This window comes from Bacillus sp. AFS053548 (assembly GCF_002575105.1).
Classification (GTDB): domain Bacteria; phylum Bacillota; class Bacilli; order Bacillales; family Bacillaceae_G; genus Gottfriedia.
This window is the reverse complement of the sequence record NZ_NUHI01000014.1, coordinates 85,911-105,362: the sequence shown is the minus strand read 5'-3', so window position 1 is coordinate 105,362 and position 19,452 is coordinate 85,911. Positions and strand designations below refer to the sequence as shown.

At 30.3% G+C, this 19,452-nt stretch carries 26 protein-coding genes; 6 read left to right on the top strand and 20 right to left on the bottom strand.

What is annotated here, in order from left to right:
• The first annotated feature begins 67 nt into the window (after positions 1-67).
• A complete protein-coding gene (locus CN946_RS07825; RefSeq protein WP_098860627.1) occupies positions 68-403 on the top strand; it encodes a L,D-transpeptidase in 336 nt (111 codons plus the stop codon).
• Between the two features lie 138 nt (positions 404-541).
• Here CN946_RS07825 and CN946_RS07820 read toward each other — a convergent pair whose 3' ends face one another.
• Both CN946_RS07820 and CN946_RS07815 read right to left on the bottom strand, forming a co-directional pair.
• On the bottom strand, positions 542-1,927 hold the full coding sequence (locus CN946_RS07820; RefSeq protein WP_098860626.1) for a sensor histidine kinase: 1,386 nt from the start codon (positions 1,925-1,927) through the stop codon (positions 542-544).
• Complete coding sequence (locus CN946_RS07815) at positions 1,924-2,568, bottom strand: response regulator transcription factor (protein WP_098860625.1); 645 nt, start codon at positions 2,566-2,568, stop codon at positions 1,924-1,926. The genes CN946_RS07820 and CN946_RS07815 overlap by 4 nt, the downstream gene beginning before the upstream one ends.
• Before the next feature lie 172 nt (positions 2,569-2,740).
• On the opposite strand from CN946_RS07815, the gene CN946_RS07810 reads away from it, so the two are divergent.
• The gene (locus CN946_RS07810; protein WP_098860624.1) at positions 2,741-3,610 is read left to right on the top strand and encodes a metallophosphoesterase; all 870 of its coding nucleotides are present in this window, start codon (positions 2,741-2,743) and stop codon (positions 3,608-3,610) included.
• Positions 3,611-3,719: 109 nt separating this feature from the next.
• On the opposite strand, the gene CN946_RS07805 is transcribed toward CN946_RS07810, so the two are convergent.
• Positions 3,720-4,031 carry an antibiotic biosynthesis monooxygenase gene (locus tag CN946_RS07805; RefSeq protein ID WP_098860623.1) on the bottom strand — a complete coding sequence of 104 codons (312 nt, stop codon included), beginning with the start codon at positions 4,029-4,031 and terminating at the stop codon, positions 3,720-3,722.
• Between the two features lie 150 nt (positions 4,032-4,181).
• Between CN946_RS07805 and CN946_RS07800 the strand changes: the two genes are divergently transcribed.
• Complete coding sequence (locus CN946_RS07800) at positions 4,182-4,673, top strand: FUSC family protein (protein ID WP_098860622.1); 492 nt, start codon at positions 4,182-4,184, stop codon at positions 4,671-4,673.
• Between the two features lie 120 nt (positions 4,674-4,793).
• On the opposite strand, the gene CN946_RS07795 is transcribed toward CN946_RS07800, so the two are convergent.
• The 4 genes from CN946_RS07795 to CN946_RS07785 form a co-directional block, all read right to left on the bottom strand.
• Positions 4,794-5,177 carry a glyoxalase superfamily protein gene (locus tag CN946_RS07795; RefSeq protein ID WP_098860621.1) on the bottom strand — a complete coding sequence of 128 codons (384 nt, stop codon included), beginning with the start codon at positions 5,175-5,177 and terminating at the stop codon, positions 4,794-4,796.
• A gap of 46 nt (positions 5,178-5,223) precedes the next feature.
• Complete coding sequence (locus CN946_RS07790) at positions 5,224-5,754, bottom strand: nucleotidyltransferase domain-containing protein (RefSeq protein ID WP_286133871.1); 531 nt, start codon at positions 5,752-5,754, stop codon at positions 5,224-5,226.
• 91 nt (positions 5,755-5,845) lie between these two features.
• Positions 5,846-5,968, bottom strand: a complete 123-nt coding sequence (locus tag CN946_RS23785; RefSeq protein WP_286133870.1) for a hypothetical protein — start codon at positions 5,966-5,968, stop codon at positions 5,846-5,848.
• A 69-nt stretch (positions 5,969-6,037) separates the two neighbouring features.
• A complete protein-coding gene (locus tag CN946_RS07785) occupies positions 6,038-6,127 on the bottom strand; it encodes a PspC domain-containing protein (protein ID WP_098860619.1) in 90 nt (29 codons plus the stop codon).
• Between the two features lie 494 nt (positions 6,128-6,621).
• On the opposite strand from CN946_RS07785, the gene CN946_RS07775 reads away from it, so the two are divergent.
• Entirely contained in the window at positions 6,622-7,389 is a 768-nt protein-coding gene (locus CN946_RS07775; protein ID WP_098860617.1) for a divergent polysaccharide deacetylase family protein, read from the top strand.
• Between the two features lie 34 nt (positions 7,390-7,423).
• Here the strand turns inward: CN946_RS07775 and CN946_RS07770 are convergent, their stop codons facing one another.
• From CN946_RS07770 to CN946_RS07715, 13 genes are all read right to left on the bottom strand, one after another.
• On the bottom strand, positions 7,424-7,975 hold the full coding sequence (locus CN946_RS07770; protein WP_098860616.1) for an AAA family ATPase: 552 nt from the start codon (positions 7,973-7,975) through the stop codon (positions 7,424-7,426).
• 184 nt (positions 7,976-8,159) lie between these two features.
• Positions 8,160-8,531 (bottom strand): iron chaperone, encoded by a 372-nt coding sequence (locus tag CN946_RS07765; RefSeq protein ID WP_098860615.1) that lies wholly within the window; start codon positions 8,529-8,531, stop codon positions 8,160-8,162.
• Positions 8,532-8,694: 163 nt separating this feature from the next.
• Positions 8,695-8,970, bottom strand: coding sequence for a DUF4190 domain-containing protein (locus CN946_RS07760; protein WP_286133869.1), 276 nt, complete (start codon positions 8,968-8,970; stop codon positions 8,695-8,697).
• 168 nt (positions 8,971-9,138) lie between these two features.
• Entirely contained in the window at positions 9,139-9,375 is a 237-nt protein-coding gene (locus tag CN946_RS07755; protein WP_098860613.1) for a hypothetical protein, read from the bottom strand.
• A 67-nt stretch (positions 9,376-9,442) separates the two neighbouring features.
• The gene (locus CN946_RS07750; RefSeq protein ID WP_286133868.1) at positions 9,443-9,847 is read right to left on the bottom strand and encodes a DUF5412 domain-containing protein; all 405 of its coding nucleotides are present in this window, start codon (positions 9,845-9,847) and stop codon (positions 9,443-9,445) included.
• Positions 9,848-9,945: 98 nt separating this feature from the next.
• Positions 9,946-10,359: a hypothetical protein gene (locus CN946_RS07745; RefSeq protein ID WP_098860612.1), complete on the bottom strand. Its 414-nt coding sequence runs from the start codon at positions 10,357-10,359 to the stop codon at positions 9,946-9,948.
• A gap of 87 nt (positions 10,360-10,446) precedes the next feature.
• Positions 10,447-11,133: a Dph6-related ATP pyrophosphatase gene (locus CN946_RS07740; protein ID WP_098860611.1), complete on the bottom strand. Its 687-nt coding sequence runs from the start codon at positions 11,131-11,133 to the stop codon at positions 10,447-10,449.
• 343 nt (positions 11,134-11,476) lie between these two features.
• Positions 11,477-12,004 carry a dihydrofolate reductase family protein gene (locus tag CN946_RS07735; RefSeq protein WP_098860610.1) on the bottom strand — a complete coding sequence of 176 codons (528 nt, stop codon included), beginning with the start codon at positions 12,002-12,004 and terminating at the stop codon, positions 11,477-11,479.
• 201 nt (positions 12,005-12,205) lie between these two features.
• Positions 12,206-12,925, bottom strand: coding sequence for a metallophosphoesterase family protein (locus CN946_RS07730; RefSeq protein WP_098860609.1), 720 nt, complete (start codon positions 12,923-12,925; stop codon positions 12,206-12,208).
• Between the two features lie 244 nt (positions 12,926-13,169).
• Positions 13,170-14,102 (bottom strand): M48 family metallopeptidase, encoded by a 933-nt coding sequence (locus tag CN946_RS07725; protein ID WP_176547248.1) that lies wholly within the window; start codon positions 14,100-14,102, stop codon positions 13,170-13,172.
• 83 nt (positions 14,103-14,185) lie between these two features.
• Positions 14,186-14,344: a hypothetical protein gene (locus CN946_RS23365; protein ID WP_176547247.1), complete on the bottom strand. Its 159-nt coding sequence runs from the start codon at positions 14,342-14,344 to the stop codon at positions 14,186-14,188.
• Positions 14,345-15,118: 774 nt separating this feature from the next.
• Positions 15,119-15,982, bottom strand: a complete 864-nt coding sequence (locus CN946_RS07720; RefSeq protein ID WP_286133867.1) for an alkaline phosphatase family protein — start codon at positions 15,980-15,982, stop codon at positions 15,119-15,121.
• Between the two features lie 225 nt (positions 15,983-16,207).
• Positions 16,208-17,464 carry an alkaline phosphatase gene (locus CN946_RS07715; RefSeq protein ID WP_098860606.1) on the bottom strand — a complete coding sequence of 419 codons (1,257 nt, stop codon included), beginning with the start codon at positions 17,462-17,464 and terminating at the stop codon, positions 16,208-16,210.
• A 248-nt stretch (positions 17,465-17,712) separates the two neighbouring features.
• Here CN946_RS07715 and CN946_RS07710 point away from each other — a divergent pair, with 248 nt between their 5' ends.
• Together CN946_RS07710 and CN946_RS23985 are read left to right on the top strand one after the other, a co-directional pair.
• Positions 17,713-18,177, top strand: coding sequence for an HAD domain-containing protein (locus CN946_RS07710; RefSeq protein ID WP_098860605.1), 465 nt, complete (start codon positions 17,713-17,715; stop codon positions 18,175-18,177).
• A gap of 806 nt (positions 18,178-18,983) precedes the next feature.
• Positions 18,984-19,178, top strand: coding sequence for a VanZ family protein (locus tag CN946_RS23985; RefSeq protein WP_098860603.1), 195 nt, complete (start codon positions 18,984-18,986; stop codon positions 19,176-19,178).
• Positions 19,179-19,452: the final 274 nt, after the last annotated feature.

The following is a 19,452-nucleotide window of genomic DNA, read 5'->3' as shown; positions in this document are numbered from 1 at the left end:
TACTCCTCTTGTATTTAACAACTATTAAACTTTCTTCATACTATGGTTAAAAACTGGAGCTGATAAAATGACTAATTGGATCTACATTTCTACATCAAACCGCCAGCTAAAACTTTTCGATGGAAACAATCTGCTTAAAACTTACCCAATCGGTGTTGGAAAAATGCTTACTCCTACTCCTACAGGAACCTATACAATTATTAATAAAGATCCAAATCCTGGTGGACCTTTTGGAGTACTATGGATGGGACTATCAGCTCCACATTACGGAATTCATGGAACTGATAATCCTGCAACAATTGGTCACTTTGTTTCACATGGTTGTATTCGAATGTACAATAAAGATGTTCTTGAGTTATCTTCAATGGCTCCAATTGGTACAGGTGTCGTTATTCACCAATAAATGTAAAAGCACATGAGGTTCTTTTCTTGTCGGGTTTCATAGATTAATAGGTACTTCTATGTTAAATAAATTTACATTTCTATAATGCTGCTTTATGGCTTGAATCTTATAACTAAGTAGAAAATAAAAACCCTTACTTTACTGTAAGGGTTTTGGAAAATGAATCGAAAATTGAATGTTTCCATCTATTAATTTCACATCATGTTTTAACTGATGACGGGTTAAAATGGATTTTACAATCGCTAGACCTAAGCCTGTACCTGTTAAATGTTTACTTCGGGAAGCCTCCATAACATAAAACGGTTCCCAGATTTGCTTAATTTGAGTAGAATTTTTAAGATTTGTTTCATTTTTAATCATGAATAGAATTTCCTCATTTTCCTCGTAAATCTTAATATTAATTCCCGGATTTTTTGTATATTTAATTGCATTACTAATTAAATTATTGAATACTTTCTCAATTTGGTCACGATCTACTTCAATATTTAGTTGGTTCGTTCTACTATATTCTTTTGTCAAAATGATATTATTTTGATTCAATTCGATTTCAAAGTTTTCCAAACTAGATTCAAAAAGCTGAATTAAGTCAAATTGTTCTATATGTAATATTTCACGTTCAATTCTTGATAATTCTAATAATTTATCGATTAATCGGTTTATTTGATCTGTTTGTTTAATAATCGTATCGACATAAGTTCCATCATCTATTCCGTCTTTAATGCCTGCAGAATAAGCTTTGATTAAAGCCAGCGGAGTCTTAAGTTCATGAGAAATATCTGATATGAATGTTTTTAAATTTGCATTCCGTTGATTTAAATCATCATGGGCAATCCTCAATTTGTCACTCATTTCGTTAATACTTTTAGCAAGTTCTTCGATTTCATCATTTGTTGAAATTCTTGCCTTTTTAAATTCTAATTGAGCGATTTCTTTAGAAATATCTTTTAATTCTTTTAATGGATCTGTTATTTTTTTTGACCAAATCCAAACCATTAAAATCAACATTAAAATCAAGAAAATCATAATATAAATAGTAAATTTATTAACGATTTGAACAGCATCACTTAAATATACAATAGAGACACCGACTACAATAAATACATTATCCTTTTGAATAAAATCGACTAAAAAACTAGATTTCAATTTACCTTGATCGTAGATTTTACTAATTCTTTTACCACTTTTAACTTGGTTTAATGTTTGTTCTGTAACCCAAAATTTATTTAACGTTACTCTTTTTTGATATAAATTATCTCTTAATATTCCATTAAACTGGTCTAAATTAGTTTGAATTGGTTCATAAGCAATTGTTACATTATTTTTTTGTTCCAATTGATTAATGGACTGTTTAAACTCAGCCATTGGCATCTTGTTTATAGCTGTTGAAAGGTCATGTACTCTATTTTTCATCTGAAATAAGTAATATTTAGGTAATAAATAAGAATTGATAATTAAATAAAAAATAAAAACAAAAAGAATACAGACGGTAATTGTAATCGATATTTTTCTTCCTAATCGATTCATTTTTCTTTTATAAGACTGTATCCTAAACCTCGATGTGTTTGAATAAGATCTTCTCCTATTTTTTCTCTTAATCTTCTTATATGTGTATCCACCGTTCGATCATCTCCATCGTAATCAATACCCCATACATTCATTAATAAATCCTCACGTGACAATATATTTCCACGATTACGAACAAAACAGCTTAATAAATCAATTTCTTTTTTCGTTAAATTTAAATTCCCCTCGTTTCTGAATGCTATTTTACCTTTAAAATCTACTTTTATATTACCAATTACAATAAGATGCTCCTCTTTTAGTAATTTTTTTGCTCTAGTAATCAAGATACCAGGATGGAATGGCTTTCTTACATAATCGTCTGCCCCTAGTTTTAAAGCTTGTAATTCGTCCTCATCTTCACTTCTAGCTGTTAGCATTAAGACTTTTGTTTCACCATTTTTCTTTATTTCTTTACACACATTAATCCCACTATTATAAGGCATCATCCAATCTAAAATAGCTAAATCAATTTTTTCGCTATAAAAGATTTCGATAGCTTGTTCTCCGTCTTCTGCTAAGAAAACATTATATCCTTCCTTTTTGAAATATGCCTGTAGGATCTTTAACATATCTTTTTCATCATCAGCGATTAGAATATTGATTTTTAATTCCTCCGTTCAAAAGTTATTTTGTCACGTTCATGTAACATAAGGAGCTTAAACTGTTCTAGGGGGAGTGATAAAGTGAGGATAGTTGAAATTTTAGTCAGTGCTCTATTTATTTTATTTACAATCTTAATTGTATCAATTCATTCATAAAAGGCAGGTTATAGACATGAAATATACCATATTTCGAAAGATCGTTAGGAGATTAATAGTTTTTACGTTGCTACTATTAATTTTCCCTATTATTTTATATAGTTATTCAAAATGTATTGAACCAAAAATGTTAGATGTAAATCAAATAACAATCTCATCAAATTCCGTTTCAAAGCAGATGGAAGGATTGAAAATTGTTCAATTTAGTGATAGCCATCTTGGTGCTCATTATACATTAAAGCAATTAAATAATGTTGTCGATCAAATTAATAAACAAAATCCTGATTTAATTGTATTTACTGGTGATTTAATTGATAATAGCGCTTTATACAATAAACTAGATCAAATCCCTGCTGTACTTCAACAATTAAAAGCAAAATATGGCAAATATGCTATTTACGGAAATCATGACGTTGGTGGTGCAGGGAAGAAAATCTCATCATCAGTTTTCATAAAATCTGGTTTTACAGTTTTAGAAAATGAACAGAAAGAAATCGTCTTAAAAGATTACAGTAAACTAAATATTATCGGTTTAGATGACTATCTTTTAGGAAGACCAAAGCCCGCTGAGGCATTTAAAAATATACGAAAAAACGCCTTTAATCTTTTACTAGTACATGAACCCGATGTTGCAGAACGCCTTAAAGAGTATCCAATTGACTTACAACTCTCTGGCCATAGTCATGGTGGACAAGTAAAGCTTCCATTTCACGAAGCATTTTATACTCCGCCATTAGCAACTATTTATACTGAAGGATTATATAAAATAAATCATCATATCAAACCATTGAATTTATATGTTAATCGAGGTATAGGAACAACAAGGCTTCCGTTTCGATTTTTTAGTGTTCCAGAAATTTCAGTTTTTACTTTAACGAATAAATAATAAAACCCGCAAGGAAATATGAATTCCTTGCGGGTACGTAAAAATTATCCTTTATAACCAAGTTCACAAAATTTTCATAAAGTATAAGAATCACGTTGCAATGAAGATGCTAGGACATTGGACTAAAATCCTTCCAGATTGTTACTGATAATAGTTCATGGGTAATGTCATTACTAAACCAAGTCTCATTCCATTCAGCTTGGCTTCTTTCAAACCTCGTTCGTTCTTCATATTCTTCTATACTTCTATATTTAATAAATAAATTGATGTAATAATATTGCTCATCTTCTCTTTGCATAAAATTCATTCCAATATTTGAGGGCTCTGAATGAAATTTTGGATGTGCTGATTTTTTTAATCTTGATTTAAAATCCTCTAAAAACTTCTTTTCAAACTTATATTCAAATAAAACGGTTATCATTGTTTCAACCCATTTCTATTATTAGTTGTCTATTAGCTAAACAATATTATAAGTATTCAATTTCTTATTTATTCTTATCAACAACCCATACTTAATAGATATAATTTGAGAGGATAATATAAAAAATAGAAAGTTCTATAAGAGGTACTTATGGAAGAAACAAATTCACTGAACTCATCTGAAAATATAACTAGTCTTATCTGGAAATTATCAATTGGTTCTGCATTAGCATGGGAAATCTCTAAATTTTTTGGTTCCTCACATCCCTACTTAGGTCCAGTTTCTCTAATACTTACTGTTCAATCAACAATGGACAAAACAATTAGTTTATCAATCAAGCGAGTAATTGGAACAATGATTGGAATTGGTATTACTGTAATAATTGCAAGTTATCTGAAAGTCACTGGATGGAACTTAGGACTTTTAATTTTAATTGGTACATATATTGCTAAATATTTAAAATTAGACAAAAAAGTCATTCACCAGGTCGCTCTCACAATTCTATTTGTCTTTGCATTTGAACACCAATCAAAAGTTTATGCGATGGATCGAATGAGGGATACGCTTGTAGGTGTTTTGACCGCTGGATTAATACAGGTCGTTTGGTCTACACTCAGTTCAAGAAAAAATGAATTAAAATAGTACAAATACTAACCTGATTTATTCATTTTTTCAATTTTTAAGAGGATTAAATTAGAATGCTACCTAATTCAATCCTCTTTATTCATAAGGCTGTTTATAGACGTTAATGTACAATAGAACTCAGTCTTTCATGTTCTCATAAAAGACAATTCTATTACCAAATGGATCTCCAACCCGGACCTCTCGTGTTTTCCAAGGAGTTTCTTCGATGCCAGGGCGAGCATATTTATATTTCTTAGACAGTAGCTTCGAATGAAGTAACTCTAAATTTTCTACCTCAATTCTAATAGCTGAACCTGGACTACAGTCTCCATGGTGCTCAGAAAGATGAATTACACAATTGTTATATGATATTTGCATATATAAAGGAAAATCATCTTCAAATCGGTGCTCCCAATCAATCTCAAATTCTAAAAATGTTATGTAAAATTCTTTTGCCTTATCTTCATCAAACATACGTAGAATAGGCGTTGGACTTTTCATCGAAAATTTCGATGTGCTCATTTCTTTTCTCTCCTTTTCTTTTAAAAATACTACCTTTTAAGTTCATTTAGCTAATCTCATCAATAATTCCTTGAATTACTTTCATACTCTCAATATCCTTTGGACGAAGCTTACGTCCTGTACCTTTTTCATATATCTTTTTTTCGTCAAGTAACTGGTGTGGGTTTAGGACATTAATTGATATACCTTTTAAATTATATTTTTGAATTGGCAAAGCATCATTTCTCCATTCCCAGTTTGGAAAACCATTCGCTATGATTTTACATTCTTCTGATATTCTAACAAATACAAAACTCACATCGACCTCATCTTTTATGAAATCCGTTTGAAGCATACTAACCGGGATTTTTTTAAAACCAGCATTAACCATTGCCAGTTCTAACTCTTCCCGATATTGAATGAATGTGACTAAATCAATATCCGAGTGTTCGCGAGTAATATTTCCAAGCAGAAAATCAATTGCCCACCCTCCTCGTAGCCAGAGTTGAAATGTTAAATTTAAACAGATTATGTTTATCTCATTGAGAATCTTTATTTGTTTCTCTACTAAAATGGTTTCGTTATTGTCCAATTTCACCACATCTTTTCACTTATTATGATAAGTTTCTATCTCAAACGTTTTGGACCTTCTACAACTTATCTGTTATCTAATTAATTGAAGTAGCCTACTAAAGACCTAAGCTTGATAAAATTACGATTACGATTACAGCAAATACAAAAGCAAATATCACAGTTTTAAACCTACTCTTCTTTCTTACATTTTCAACGTAATAAAAATCATCATTTCCCATCAGTGCTCCCAAAACTAGATAGACTAGAAGTGATACTGGCAAAAATAAGAATACCAATCTTACAAGAATTTATGGAATTAATAAAGCTTCTGCAATTCCTCCACATACACCTAAAAATACATAATCTGTATTCGACTTATATAACCTATTTCTATTCATTTTATCTTCCTTTTTTTGTTTATGAGTCTATCGGTCCAAATTGCACTTATTGATCAACTTCTTCACACTCTCATTTGGACTCCAACAATTAAACTTATAGTTCGTCATTGTTTCAAATCCCAATCTACTACAATAATATTTCATACCTTTTACTTGTTTCTCTGCTTTAAAATGCTGGCATGTTGCGCAGCAATGGAAATCTTTCATAAAACCTCCTAAGATGAAAACAAAACTTTAACTTAATTACATTCTCCAACAGAATTAAAGTTCCTTTTTTATAAAGCAAATCTGGAATTAAAATAAAAAAGTGTGAAGCAATAGGAATCATACTACTCAACTATTTAATTTAATTGAACTTTTATTTTTTAAATGAGCACAAAATAACATTTAGTTGTATTTAAACATTTTAGTTTCTTTTCAATTTTTACGGTTATTTTCTTTATAATCACAGAAAATAGTAGAGCATAGTAATTAATGGAAAAGGAGATTTACCGATGAAGCTTTGGATTACTTCTATTTTCTCTATTTTAGTAGCTCTATCTACTACCTGCTCTTCAGTATTTGCTGAGCCTAATCATAAGCTTGCTATAGTGATTGATGATTTTGGTAATAACATGAAAGGAACGGACCAAATGCTTTCACTACCGATCCCATTAACAGTTGCAGTGATGCCTTTTTTACCTTCTACTAAAAAGGATGCAACTGTCGCCCACTCTAAAGGTTATGAAGTAATAGTTCATTTACCAATGGAACCAAGGAAAGGGAAAGCAAGTTGGTTAGGTCCAAATGCGATTAAGACCAACTTAAGTGATGACGAAATTCGAAGAAGGGTTCTAGCCGCTATTGATGACGTCCCATACGCAATAGGAATAAATAATCATATGGGTTCAAAAGCAACTTCCGATGAGAGAGTAATGCGCATTGTCTTAACTGCTTGTAAAGAAAAGGGCCTATTTTTTTTCGATAGTAAGACGAATTATCGGAGCGTAGTTACTAAAATTGCAGATGAGATAGGCGTGCCGGTCATTGAAAACAAGTTATTTTTCGATGATTTATACACCTATAAACATATAGAAAAGCAAACTCGATTACTTTTAGAAAAAGTAAGAATCGAACCAACTATGATTGCGATTGGACATGTTGGCGAACCAGGCGAAATTACTTCAAATGTAATAAAGGAATACATACCTAAAATTAAAGAAGAAGCTAAATTTGTATTTTTATCAGAATTAGTAGAAAACCTTCCGATCCCATTACATTAAGAAATAGCTGCTAAATACAAAAATTAGGAACCGCTTAATTTGCGATTCCTATATTTTTTGATCTGTGTTCTTTAAAATAATCTTCAATCTCACTTATATTATAAACGACTAATATTTTATCATTGTAATCCTTAAACTTTTTAAAAAATGTTGGTTTCCCCACTTGTTCAAAATACTTATTCCATTTAAACATTTTGAAGAATATTTTAAGTGTCGGATTATAATTTGACTTCTCTAATTTAAGTTTTTGAAAGAAATATCTTTTAATGATTCGGTAGGTTCTAACAGAATATTTGGTATCTAAAAAAATAATCAAGTCTGCATTTTTAAAACTATTACCTACCCATTCTTCATTATGAACACCTTCAATAATCCATGTATCCGAACGAATGAGTGTATCTAAATAGCATTCTCTTTCTTGTTCGGAACGCCTGATATCGTTTTGACCCTTTTGCCTTTTCCATACAACATTATCTAACTCATAATAAGGTATATTTAGCTTTTTGGACATCTGCCTTGCTAATGTCGTCTTTCCACTTCCAACTGAACCAATGATATGGATTTTATTTGGTACACTATTTTTCACTTAAATCACCACTTATCTTAAAACATTGATTCTATATTATTCGATTTAGTACTTAAAATGACCTTGTTACTATTTAAATCTTTATGAACAAAAAATAGAAGCTGAACTAGTCAGCTCCTATTTTTAATTAATCGTACTGCTATTAAATTTAATCTTTACCAACTAGTTTATGAAATGAGTAACATTATTTACGCCAAAAAGTCGTAAATTCTGCTTTATCTTGAATATTGAACTCAATCATTTTCTCAAGTAATTCATAATTAACCGGGACTTTCCAAGGAATACGAAACAATCCTTTTGTAGCACTATAACCAGCATTTGCAATTTCATCGGCAAATTGAACAATACCTTTTTCTTCAGGTGATACGCTCATATGTTGCTTTGCAGTCGAAATGCCAATAATGAATGTACCATGATCTGAAAACATAGGCGTATTCCATTTAATTTGCGGCTCTAGGCTAGGAAATTTATTCGAAATCCAATCCAAAATTTCAGCAGTCCGCTCACGGTGGTCTGGATGATCAATACCTGCTAAATATTCTGCAAAAACTTCCATGTCCGTCCCTCCTTAATCAAAAATTATGTAGATACGTAAGACTATAATTTAAACTATATACATTTAAATCCAAACAGTCAAAGTCGCATCAAAGTTTTATTATGATTAAAAGCTATTTATCTACTTTTTTTCATTCGAAAACCCTTGTTCTATTTTGTTCTCATTAAAAAGTCATATTATCATTCATTGAAAAAAATGTAATAATTCCTAAAACTAAAATGATAATCAAAATTGCCTGTATACATATTCCAACAATACTACAAACCCTTCCTGAAATCGCTAGACCTTTCCCTTTTTCATTCGAGCGATTAATTTCGGCAATACTTTTTCGAGAAATAAATAGACCTATTATACCAAGTATAAAGCCAATATAAGGAATGATGATCGATAAAACGCCTAAAGTTAATGAAGATATAGATTTACTATTTGTTGTTACCACTACTATTTCCCCCATAAAAGTATAATTACAATTTTATATATAATTCTATTATAATATTACACTAACAAAGCTTATTTGTAATTTGGGTTAATTTCAGCATTTTATTATAAAAAGTAAGAACCATTTAAAGAGTATACAACAAAAAAAGGATTGAAATAATTTCCATCCTCAAATGTTTATTTCTTTTTCTCTTAAATAATTTTCATAAGCTTCTTTTACCTTAACTGATTTCGGTATAATTGGAGCTACTTTTGAAAGTCTCTTGCTTAAATCGTTTAAAAGATATACTCCTCTAAATAAAGTACCAGCTACAATTCCGAATCCTATAATTATACCAACTTCTCCTATCATCAAAAGAAATATACCTAAAATGGATGCTAACACGATTGATAATAACAATTTCATAGGATTGCTCCTTCCCTACCTTTTCTTATCATCTTAAAATCTATGTAATTCCCTCATAAAACTATATTTAATTATGTCGAAAATCAAATTTATCATCAGGTATATTCAGCTTGTGTCCGTTAATAACAACTGTATCATTATCGATCCATTCAATGTCTGCTGCGCTCTCACGATAATTCCAGTATACAGTTTTACTCTTCTTTACCTTGTTATATACCAGTTCTCCTCTAACAGCATATCCAGTTGTTGCTCCTCCATTTGTTACGAATGCTTTTAAAGTATAATTTCCGTTTGGAGATTTTTCTTCTGTAAGATAATCTCCTTTTGGTAATCTATTCATATCAAAAAATACCCAGTATACTCCATATCCGATTAACACCAAAAATAATACGCTTACAGAAATTAGTATTTTAAATAAAAATCGTCTTCTTTTCTGCCAATTTTTTTTATTTTCTAGTATTATAGTAGACAAATTACAAACTCCTTTAAGAACCCTATGAAATTTCTATATTCCTGAAACTGAAATAATAATTAATATAGCTATAATTTGATTTATAAAAACTTTAATTACTATTTTCTTTTAATTCCCTTTTGCTTAAGAATCTTAAAAGGAATAATAAGTGTTATATCCAAAAATGATAATATTCCCAAAGTGCCAACTAGTAAGCAGATTATAGCTTTAATAACCTTTATGGACTTAAAACCAACTGAAATCAAGAAATGAAATAAAATGTGATATACACATACAAATAATAAACAAATAATAATTCCATTAATACTTTCCTTCCAATTTACTTTTTTTGATTCAAAGTAATAGATAATACTCTTTCCGGTCTGATAAAGTACAAGATAAATCAATACCTCTTTAATATTCATATCAAATCCACTTAAGATTAAAACGGCAGATATTATTGCAATCAAAACTATAGGTTTTAATCCAATTTTCATATATCGTTGTCTTCCTTTTTGAAAAAAAGAATGCATAGGATATTCTCCCTAGAAGTTTTTTGTTATCTGAATTTTACCTTAATAAATTTAGTATTTTATATACATTCTTAATTCCTTTTTCAATTATGCAAGTTCTAAAGGCAAATAAGCATATTCTCCGTCCCTAATAATCTCACACTTTTTAACTAAAATCGGATACTTAAAAATCGGTCCATCTATCACGGTAGTATGGAACTCACCACTTTCTCCGCATGGATCAATCCCTCGATTTTCAAGCTCCTTCACATATTCGTGAGTTAACGTTCGTCCTAAATCTTCTTCCCGCATTCCTAACGTTAAGTTGACTGTTACAACAATGGTTTGAAAACCTTTATTTAAAAACTCATCGACAGCTTCACGATGATTCATTTCCCATAATGGCATACCAAGCATTAATCCAACATTTTTTGTAACCTTATCATGCCAGCAATCTTGAACAGGCATATCAATATCACCCGTTACTAATACATCTGCTCCTTGATTTTTTGCATTTACTAATAGCTGTGTAAATACTTTTTCATATTCCGACCAACTTGCCACCCCTGTATAAACAGGTAAACCTATTGATTCAGCTTGAGCGCGTATTATTTCGGGAGGCATTCCATGGGATCTAGAACGGTTCCCTTCTTCCTCTAGCATAACGATTAATCCAACCGCTTCCCCTATTTTCATAGCTTTATATAAAGCTAGTACACTATCTTTCCCTCCACTAAAAGAAGTTATAAAATTACGTCCAATAGCATTATTTTTCCAGTTTACTGTTTCTACCATTCAACTCACTCCTTTTTCTTAATGACTTTATCACTATTTATATTAAATTTTTTCAGAAATCCATTAAATTTACTTGGCATTAGTCATCTCCTATTACCGAAAATATTTTTAATCTTATCTTATTATTCGACAAAATATTCAGCCTCCCTTGTTATTTAATCAATCAATTGTTACAAAAATAAGAAGACCGACAAAAGTCGATTTTTTCATGAAATTAGCCAATATATAAAATTAAGCAAATAAAAAGATCTGCTACTGCAGACCAATAATATAGGACTGTAATTTATTTGTAATTTTTTAATAACCAGCGATCTACTCTACTAAATAGGAACATTCATAAATATTATTTCCTAACATAATGAAGCATAGCAAGTTGACCTAATTTTTCTACTTTCGTTAAAGTGTATTTTTGGGTAATGTCATCACCAGTGTAAAGAGAGATTCCTTTCCCTAAAACGATTGGAGCGATTGCTAGTTGAAATTCATCAATCAAATTTTCTTTAAAAAATTCTCGAACTAGATTGCCTCCACCGACTAACCAAATGTCTTTACCAGGTTGTTGTTTTAAATCTTGTATAAAAGTTTTAATATCTTCGTCTATAAAAGTAGCATATTCATCAGATCCGGTTGCAGATTTTGAAAACACATAGTTTTTATATGTACTATAAGGATACTCCATATCAAAACCACGAACGACGTCATATGTTCCTTTTCCCATCACAACAGTGTCAATTCTTTCTAAAAGTGTAATATAGCCAGAGTCTCCTTCTACTTCTGTTGTTTCTAGCCATTCTAACGTGCCATCATTGTTTGCTATATAGCCATCAATTGAAGTACCAATGTATAATATAATTTTACGTTGTTTTTCCATGATAAATCTCCTTTATTTTTGAAGTTTGTATTTGCACATAACATATTCATTAATCTAGTATAATTGAGTGTAACAATAATATGCTCTTAGCAATAGGAAATGACAAAAGTTAATTGAGACTGTCAAAACCATAAAAAAAAACAGTTAAATAATAAAATAAACAGTGGGAAGATACGATTTCCCACTGTTTTTAATTTTAAATTATGAATTTCTATACTTAGCGAACATTATTTCATCATGATATTTGTCTAAATCCGGCAATTTTAACTCTTCGGCAATCATAAGTTCAGCTTCTCTATCATATTCCACCCTTACAAATTGGATTGAATTAGTTGAATAAGTACCATCAAGAATCGCATATGACGCTGAAGTTAAATCAAGGGAATTTCCAACGCTACCTACATTGCATAAAATTCCGTTTTTGAAAGTTTCCAAAAAGGTAGTATGTATATCTCCATAAAAGATGATATCAGGAGTTTTATCGTTTTTGTTTGAATTTGTTATCTCACTATTTTCAAACATACTTAATCGTTTTTCAATTGGATGAAATGGTAATATCCTCTCAAATTCACTCCTTGGAGAAGCGTGAAAAAACCTGATTAATTGTCCATTTAATTCAAGGTCAATATGAAAAGGTAATGAAGCTAGAAATTGATAGTCTTCTTCTTTTAATCGGTCTCTAAACCATTGAATAAAATCATTTTCTGCAGGTGACTGAATAAATACATCCCAATTGCCACGGACTACTTTTTCGCAATTTTTTTGAACGAGCTCTATACACGCTGAGCCTTGAGGCCCTTTTCCAATTAGGTCACCTAAGCAAAAAATCCTCTCAATTTCTCTAGAGCAAATGTCTTTTAAAACTGCTTCTAATGCAGTTTTATTTCCGTGGATATCTGAAATAATTGCTATTTTTGTCATGATGCTTCCTCCTGTTCCCAAACATTTGCATTTTACATCAAAGACCCAATCTAACTATGCCTTATAAACTAGCAAACATTTATTTGTATTGAAATTGTTAAAGAGAACTTCTCATATTTGTTAACCATTAAAATATTCAATTTAAAAGAATATTAATCCTTCCTTATTATGTTACCAATAAAAGAAAAAAGGAGCTATTTTTTAGCCCCTTTTCTTATTTTTTAAAATATAAAGCAATGAATTATCAGAAATGAAGAGCATTGTTATTTAAATAATAAGTATAGTGCTTTGTCATACTTACCTCTAAATAATCAAACGAATTTATTAACTCTAATGCTTTTCCATTGTTATCATATATTGTATCAACATTCGGTAGATTTACAATTCTATTTTTCAATGTCGGATGTGTAGCGAATTCTGCTTCAGGATCACTTAAAGCTTTTGCTAATGACTCCTCTATTTGCTTTTTGTATGTTTCAACATGTTCACGGTAAAAACTAAAGTAATTTTCAAATTGAAAACCATGAACAATTTTCTCAGTCATTTGTTCATCAATTAATCGATTAAAAATATTACCATGACTTATTAACTTGGACAAAGCTTCTTTATAATTTTTATTTCCACACATTTTCGAGGCAATATAATCGGCTCTGTACTCCATTTCTCTAGAAATTTTCATATTATATTTGTGAAAAGTCTTAAGAAAATACTCCATAAGTACTTTTGGTAATATCATTGGAATCGATATAAATATTGGACGACGACGACCATTGTGATTAAATAAGGATGTAATATAGTCTAAATACTTATTTGCACCTTTATATACAGGCGAAACGAACCTATTGAAAACTAAATCTCTTCCCGTAAAATGCGAGAGTTCATGGGCAATAATCGCACGTAGTTCATCTACCGTTAATACATGAAGTAAAGGAAAACTAATTGCAAGTATTCTACCTTTTGCAGTTCCATTAAAGACATTAATTTTGCCTTCAGACACAAAAAATTTTGATTTTACATGCAAAATCATCGCGTCTGGCATTTGTGAATCCATTTTTGCAGAAAGTTCAGAAATTAAATCACGAAGTTTTGGATGCTCATGTGGATTAATTAATATAGCCGGCTCAAATTGTTTATTTTTAAAAAACATAGAAATAATTGCAATAAAACAACTTACCACTCCAAATATCATTCCAAAAAAAGGTAAAGCATCGAGTAAAATTAATCCAAAATAAGCAAATCCTAATTCACCTAAAAATTTACCTACAAAGTAATGAATGAAAAGATTAACCCACTTCCAACAAATACGATTAATACGGTTGTAAATAAAACCATTAGATAAAAACCTGGAACAAATAAAAGAGATGCAAAGATTTTCTTTTTTGATACATTTGGTTCACATTTAATACTATTTTCTAACAACAGATCACTTCCTTTTTATGAAAGGTTCATAAATACTCTCTACCTTAAAATACTAGATTTATTTAGTTTATCTAGTTCCCTGTTATGCTGAATGATTGCCTAAAATGATACAATTGAAGGAATCATTTCTATTTATCTATAAAAATTATATAAGCAATGATTAAAGTAGTCGGAATAATACTGATCCATTTTGGTATGTTGACATTAAATTCATTAAAAGTTTTTCTTAAAAAGCCATCCGAGAGAGAATAGAGATTTATAGCTAAAAACACAACGAGTAAAGCAATAATAAAAGAATAATTCTTAAGAAGAAATTTTGTTCCAATAAAAAGCGAAGGTAAAAAAATTATCTCCAAAATGAATTCAGCTAGATCATTCCTTCTATTCTCAAATTTGAAAAGCCATTGCCTATATCTTTTTAAAAACGATATTGTCCGAACACCTCTTATGATAGATATTCGCTATTAAATTTACACTTTCCTTTTAAGACCTTAATTGATTTAAATTTACTCAAGGTTGAGTAAAAAATGGCTGTCCTTTATCATTTCAAATAGGACAGCCGTTTATTTTTAAATAAAATAAATATACTCTTTTTTACAATTAATTTATCCACTCAATTTTTTAGCCCGAAAAAACATTCCATACTAAAATGGAATGTATCTAAAAATCACCACTTGTTGTCTATTCAATCCTGAATTGATAGCTACTGTTTTCCAAAAATCACCTTGCTAGACTCATATTTGTTGTCTATATCCACTATTAATAAACCAATAATTATTTCCATATATTTTTAATAGTTTTAACAGATTTATTTGTCCCTGCATGCTTTAATCCGTAAATATCCTCTATTGTATGTAAAAGATTAAAATGGTTTAAATTTTCGTTAAATTGTCCTTTTTTTACCATGGGTCCGACAAAAACGGTGGGAATTTTGTTATTATGTGAAAAGTCATCTTCATCCCATGTTACAATTAACAAACTATTATTCGTTTTTGCCCATTTGACATACTCACCAATTTGTTTTTTTAACCACTGATCTCCTTGTTTAATTGTTCCATCGTGCATGTCATTTTGGAGATTAGGGATTATAATGGAAACAGTTGGCAGTTTACTAAAATTTGTTGGGAATTTTTCTAATGGTTGATTTGCTTTTTTTGAGACATTTGCAAAATTAACCCATGGATTGTGTTTGCGTGCATAATCTTTGTTGTATTCTCCATTAAAACCAATTGAAGGCAAATCTTCAGAATAACCGGCAAATGTTAATTTATTTTCATTAAGCTCACTTGCTAAATTATCTGTTGAGAATTTTGTTTTTGGTAAAGAATCGTCAGTGACACCTTGATTTGATCCAGAGAACAAGTCCAAATAATTCGGCTGGCTAGGATGTTCAATTGCATGATAGTTAATTAAGTTGGCACCTTGGTTCATTAGTGAATTAATATAAGGTGCAAAATGATTCCCCATAATTTGCTGTTTCGCATGATTTTCCTCAATTACTATTACAATGTGATCAATTTTTGGAATTTCCGATTCAGATAGCGAATTGAAATTAAATAATTTAAACGTATTATTAATCTGTATAAAAGCAATTAATACAAAACAAATTAAAAAAAGTACTATAACCCATTTTCTCAACATAACACTACCTTTTTCTTAATTATTTTATTGTTTCAATGTAATTAAAGTATCTTTAGCATAATTTCTTCCGTATTTTTCCTTAAAACATTAATTCTCTTTGTGTATGTAATTACCCTTCTTGGATTTTAGTAAATAATGACGATCTTCTTTTTGTTGTTAAGCTTGCCTGGCGCTCCATAAAAAAACATCCCATTAGATAAATGGAATGTTTTTCAACAAAAATTATTTTTTCAAACCCATTGCTTGTTTAATAGCCTCATAGATATAAGTGTTTTCATATGTTCCTGATAATAACTCTGATCCAGCACCAATCGCCGTTAAAGGAACAGATACGCCACCGTGACCACTTGTTGTCCAGTCAATCATGAATTGATTGCTACTGTTTGCTACATTAAATGGTCCGTCTTCTTTAGAAATCCCATCGCCTGACTCATCTTTCCTGTCCACATCTTCAATTGATAAGCCGCCACATTCATGATCTGCTACTACAAGAACAAGAGTGTCAGGGTGGTTCTTTGCGTATTCCTTAGCTATAGATACTGATTTATCTAGTTCTTGACCAGCTTTGATCATTTTTTCAGCATTGTTCTCATGAGACATTTCGTCTGTGCCTTCTTCCTCTACCATTAAGAAGAAACCTTTTTTATTATCCGATAAAGTATCGATCGCTTTTTTTGTCATGTCAGGAAGAGAAACTACTGGATCATAAAGATCACCTTTTCCCTCTTCTCTTTGTTCGAACATTTCTTCATTTGCAAAAAGACCTAACAACTTACCGTCTTTCGCTTTTTGTAGCTCATTTGCATTCGTTACGTAATTGTAGCCAAGCTTTTTCGCTTCATCAACAAGATTACCTTGTGTTCCCTTACTTTGTTCAGAAGGATCCTTTGCTGGGTGGTCTTCGTAGCTTCCAGCATTTCCTGCAGGATACCAAAAGTCTTCTCCCCCACCTAATAAAACATCGACTTTGCTGTTTTCAAGATACTGCTTAGCAATGTCACTTTGTTTTGAACGATCTGTCACATGGGCACCAAATGCTGCTGGAGTTGCATCCGTAATCTGGCTAGTTGTGACTAAACCAGTTGATTTCCCAGCTTCTTTTGCCATTTCCAAGACTGTTTTTACTGACTTTTTGTTTGCATCAACACCAATAGCCCCATTATACGTTTTTACCCCTGACGCCATAGCAGTAGCAGCAGCAGCCGAATCTGTAATAGCGGTAGTTGAGCTAGTATGTACCAATCCAGCATAAGGCATATCATCCATTGCTAGTTTACCAGTTTGTCCAACAGTAGCCAGTCGGATCGCCTCACGGTGTGCAGCTCCCATTCCGTCGCCAACAAAAACAATCACATTTTTAGCCTTTCCTTGTTTGTGACTATTATCCGATTCTTTTGCATCTACGAAATGATTAAATCCCAATGTTGTTGCAGTTGCAATTGTTAAAGCAGTACTAATAATCGTTTTCTTGTTCCCCATGAATAACACTCCCTATTGAATATTTTCTTACTTTCAATATAACGGAAGAGTATTTAGGAACTGTATATATACTGTAAATAAGGTATAAATTTGTATGAATATTTTGTAATCTTTGTTAAAGTGATTCTTAAATTTTCGTTTTAAATTAATTCTATTTTAAATGAAGTTTATTTATTTTTATAAAACAAACTCTTGATAGGAATGAATAATTAAATGTTTATATATTTTTAGTTAGGAAGGTGAAAAGTATGAAGATTATTTTTTTAGATATTGACGGAGTTTTAAATTCTGATCGTCAAATTAGAAGAAATAATTTAAACCAAATTGATTGTATTAAGTTTGATCAAGAGGCAATGGAAAATTTGAAAAGGATTACCGAAAAGACACAAGCTGGAATTGTAATCACCTCGACTTGGCGAATCCATCAAAGCAAAGATGGTTACCTTTGGAGAGAACTTATTAGAAATTTTCAGGATTGTGATATAAACCCTGCTCTAATAATTGATATTACACCTATAATTGATTTGAAAATGAATCCTGAAATAAGAGAATTGGAAATATCAAAATGGTTAAGTAGAAAAGACGTTGAAAAGTTTGTAATCATAGATGATCAATGGCATATGGGGAAATTAAATGATCACTTTATTCGATGTCTTCCCTTTAACGGAATAACGAATAAAATCGTTGAAGAAGTTATTAAAAAACTGAGTTAACGTTTTTTAATTTAAAGTAAAAAACATTATGTAGAAGAACTAAATAAAAAAAGAATCAAATTGTAGATTCTTTTCGCTCTCAAACTATGATCTTTTAGATTTCTTAATGATTCTATTAAATAGTACAAATACAGCAATTAAAATAATTAAGACTAAACCAGGAAAAACGATATTAAGCATTTTAGACCAGCCTTTCATGAAGTGTTTTATATTATTTCGTCATAATATCAACTATTTCCTTGTTTTGGAAGAATTTACACAAGAATTTGAGTTCAATTTTTGTTCACATAGAATGCTTTATTTACTTATAAATTCCTCCGATTTATTAGTTGAGGGACTTTCCCATTACTAAATTTTAGGAGGATACAATGAATTGGTTAATAAAAGAAAACTACACAGACCTTAATCGAAGGAAAAACATCTATATCTTGGAAATACTAACATGATCGGCTTTTCAGTAACATTAGATCCTGTTGAATTTATATTTGTATTTTTGTTAGGATTAATTTCATATTTTGTGAAGATAAAATGGATTAGTAAAACATTTACAAAGCAAAGATTCTATCATTTTACAATATGGTTTTTTTACTTCTTATCTTTAGTAAAAGTTGTTTTCTTTCCAATTACGTATTTTTATATAAAAAATCCCGAATTAACTAGTAAACTCTTTTATCAATTTTTACCTTTTAAGACAATTCTCAATTCGATTGAACATGATCTATGGATACAAGTAATAGGTAACATTCTTTTATTACTTCCAATACCAGTTCTCTATGTAGTACTAAAAAGAAAAATTCTGCGGTTTCATAATTTTTTTATTTGGTCTTTTTCTGTCTCTGTCAATTGAAATAATTCAGTTTGGAATCAATTATATAACAGGATACCCTAATAAAGTGATGGATATCGATGATGTAATCTTAAACGCTGGTGGTATATTATTAGGTTGGATTATTTCGAGAGTATATTCGTGTTGGTATTTAAAAGAAAAAACCTCTATTTAAAACCGACTTCTCCCCCTGCCCCACTTATTTTTTTATAGAAATCAAATCATTTTAATATTTATATTTAATTAGTTGAATTTTATAATTGGGGGAATTCACCGTTTCTCAGGATATTTTTATAATTTTTTTGTATGCATTATAGGAAGTATATTAAATTTTTGTGCTTTGAAATAGAGACCAATCATATATTTATTATTGTGTAAACTTCATTTATTTTTACAAAGCGACTAAAGAGAATCCTCTTAGTCGTTTTTTAATCCAATGCTTTTCTTGT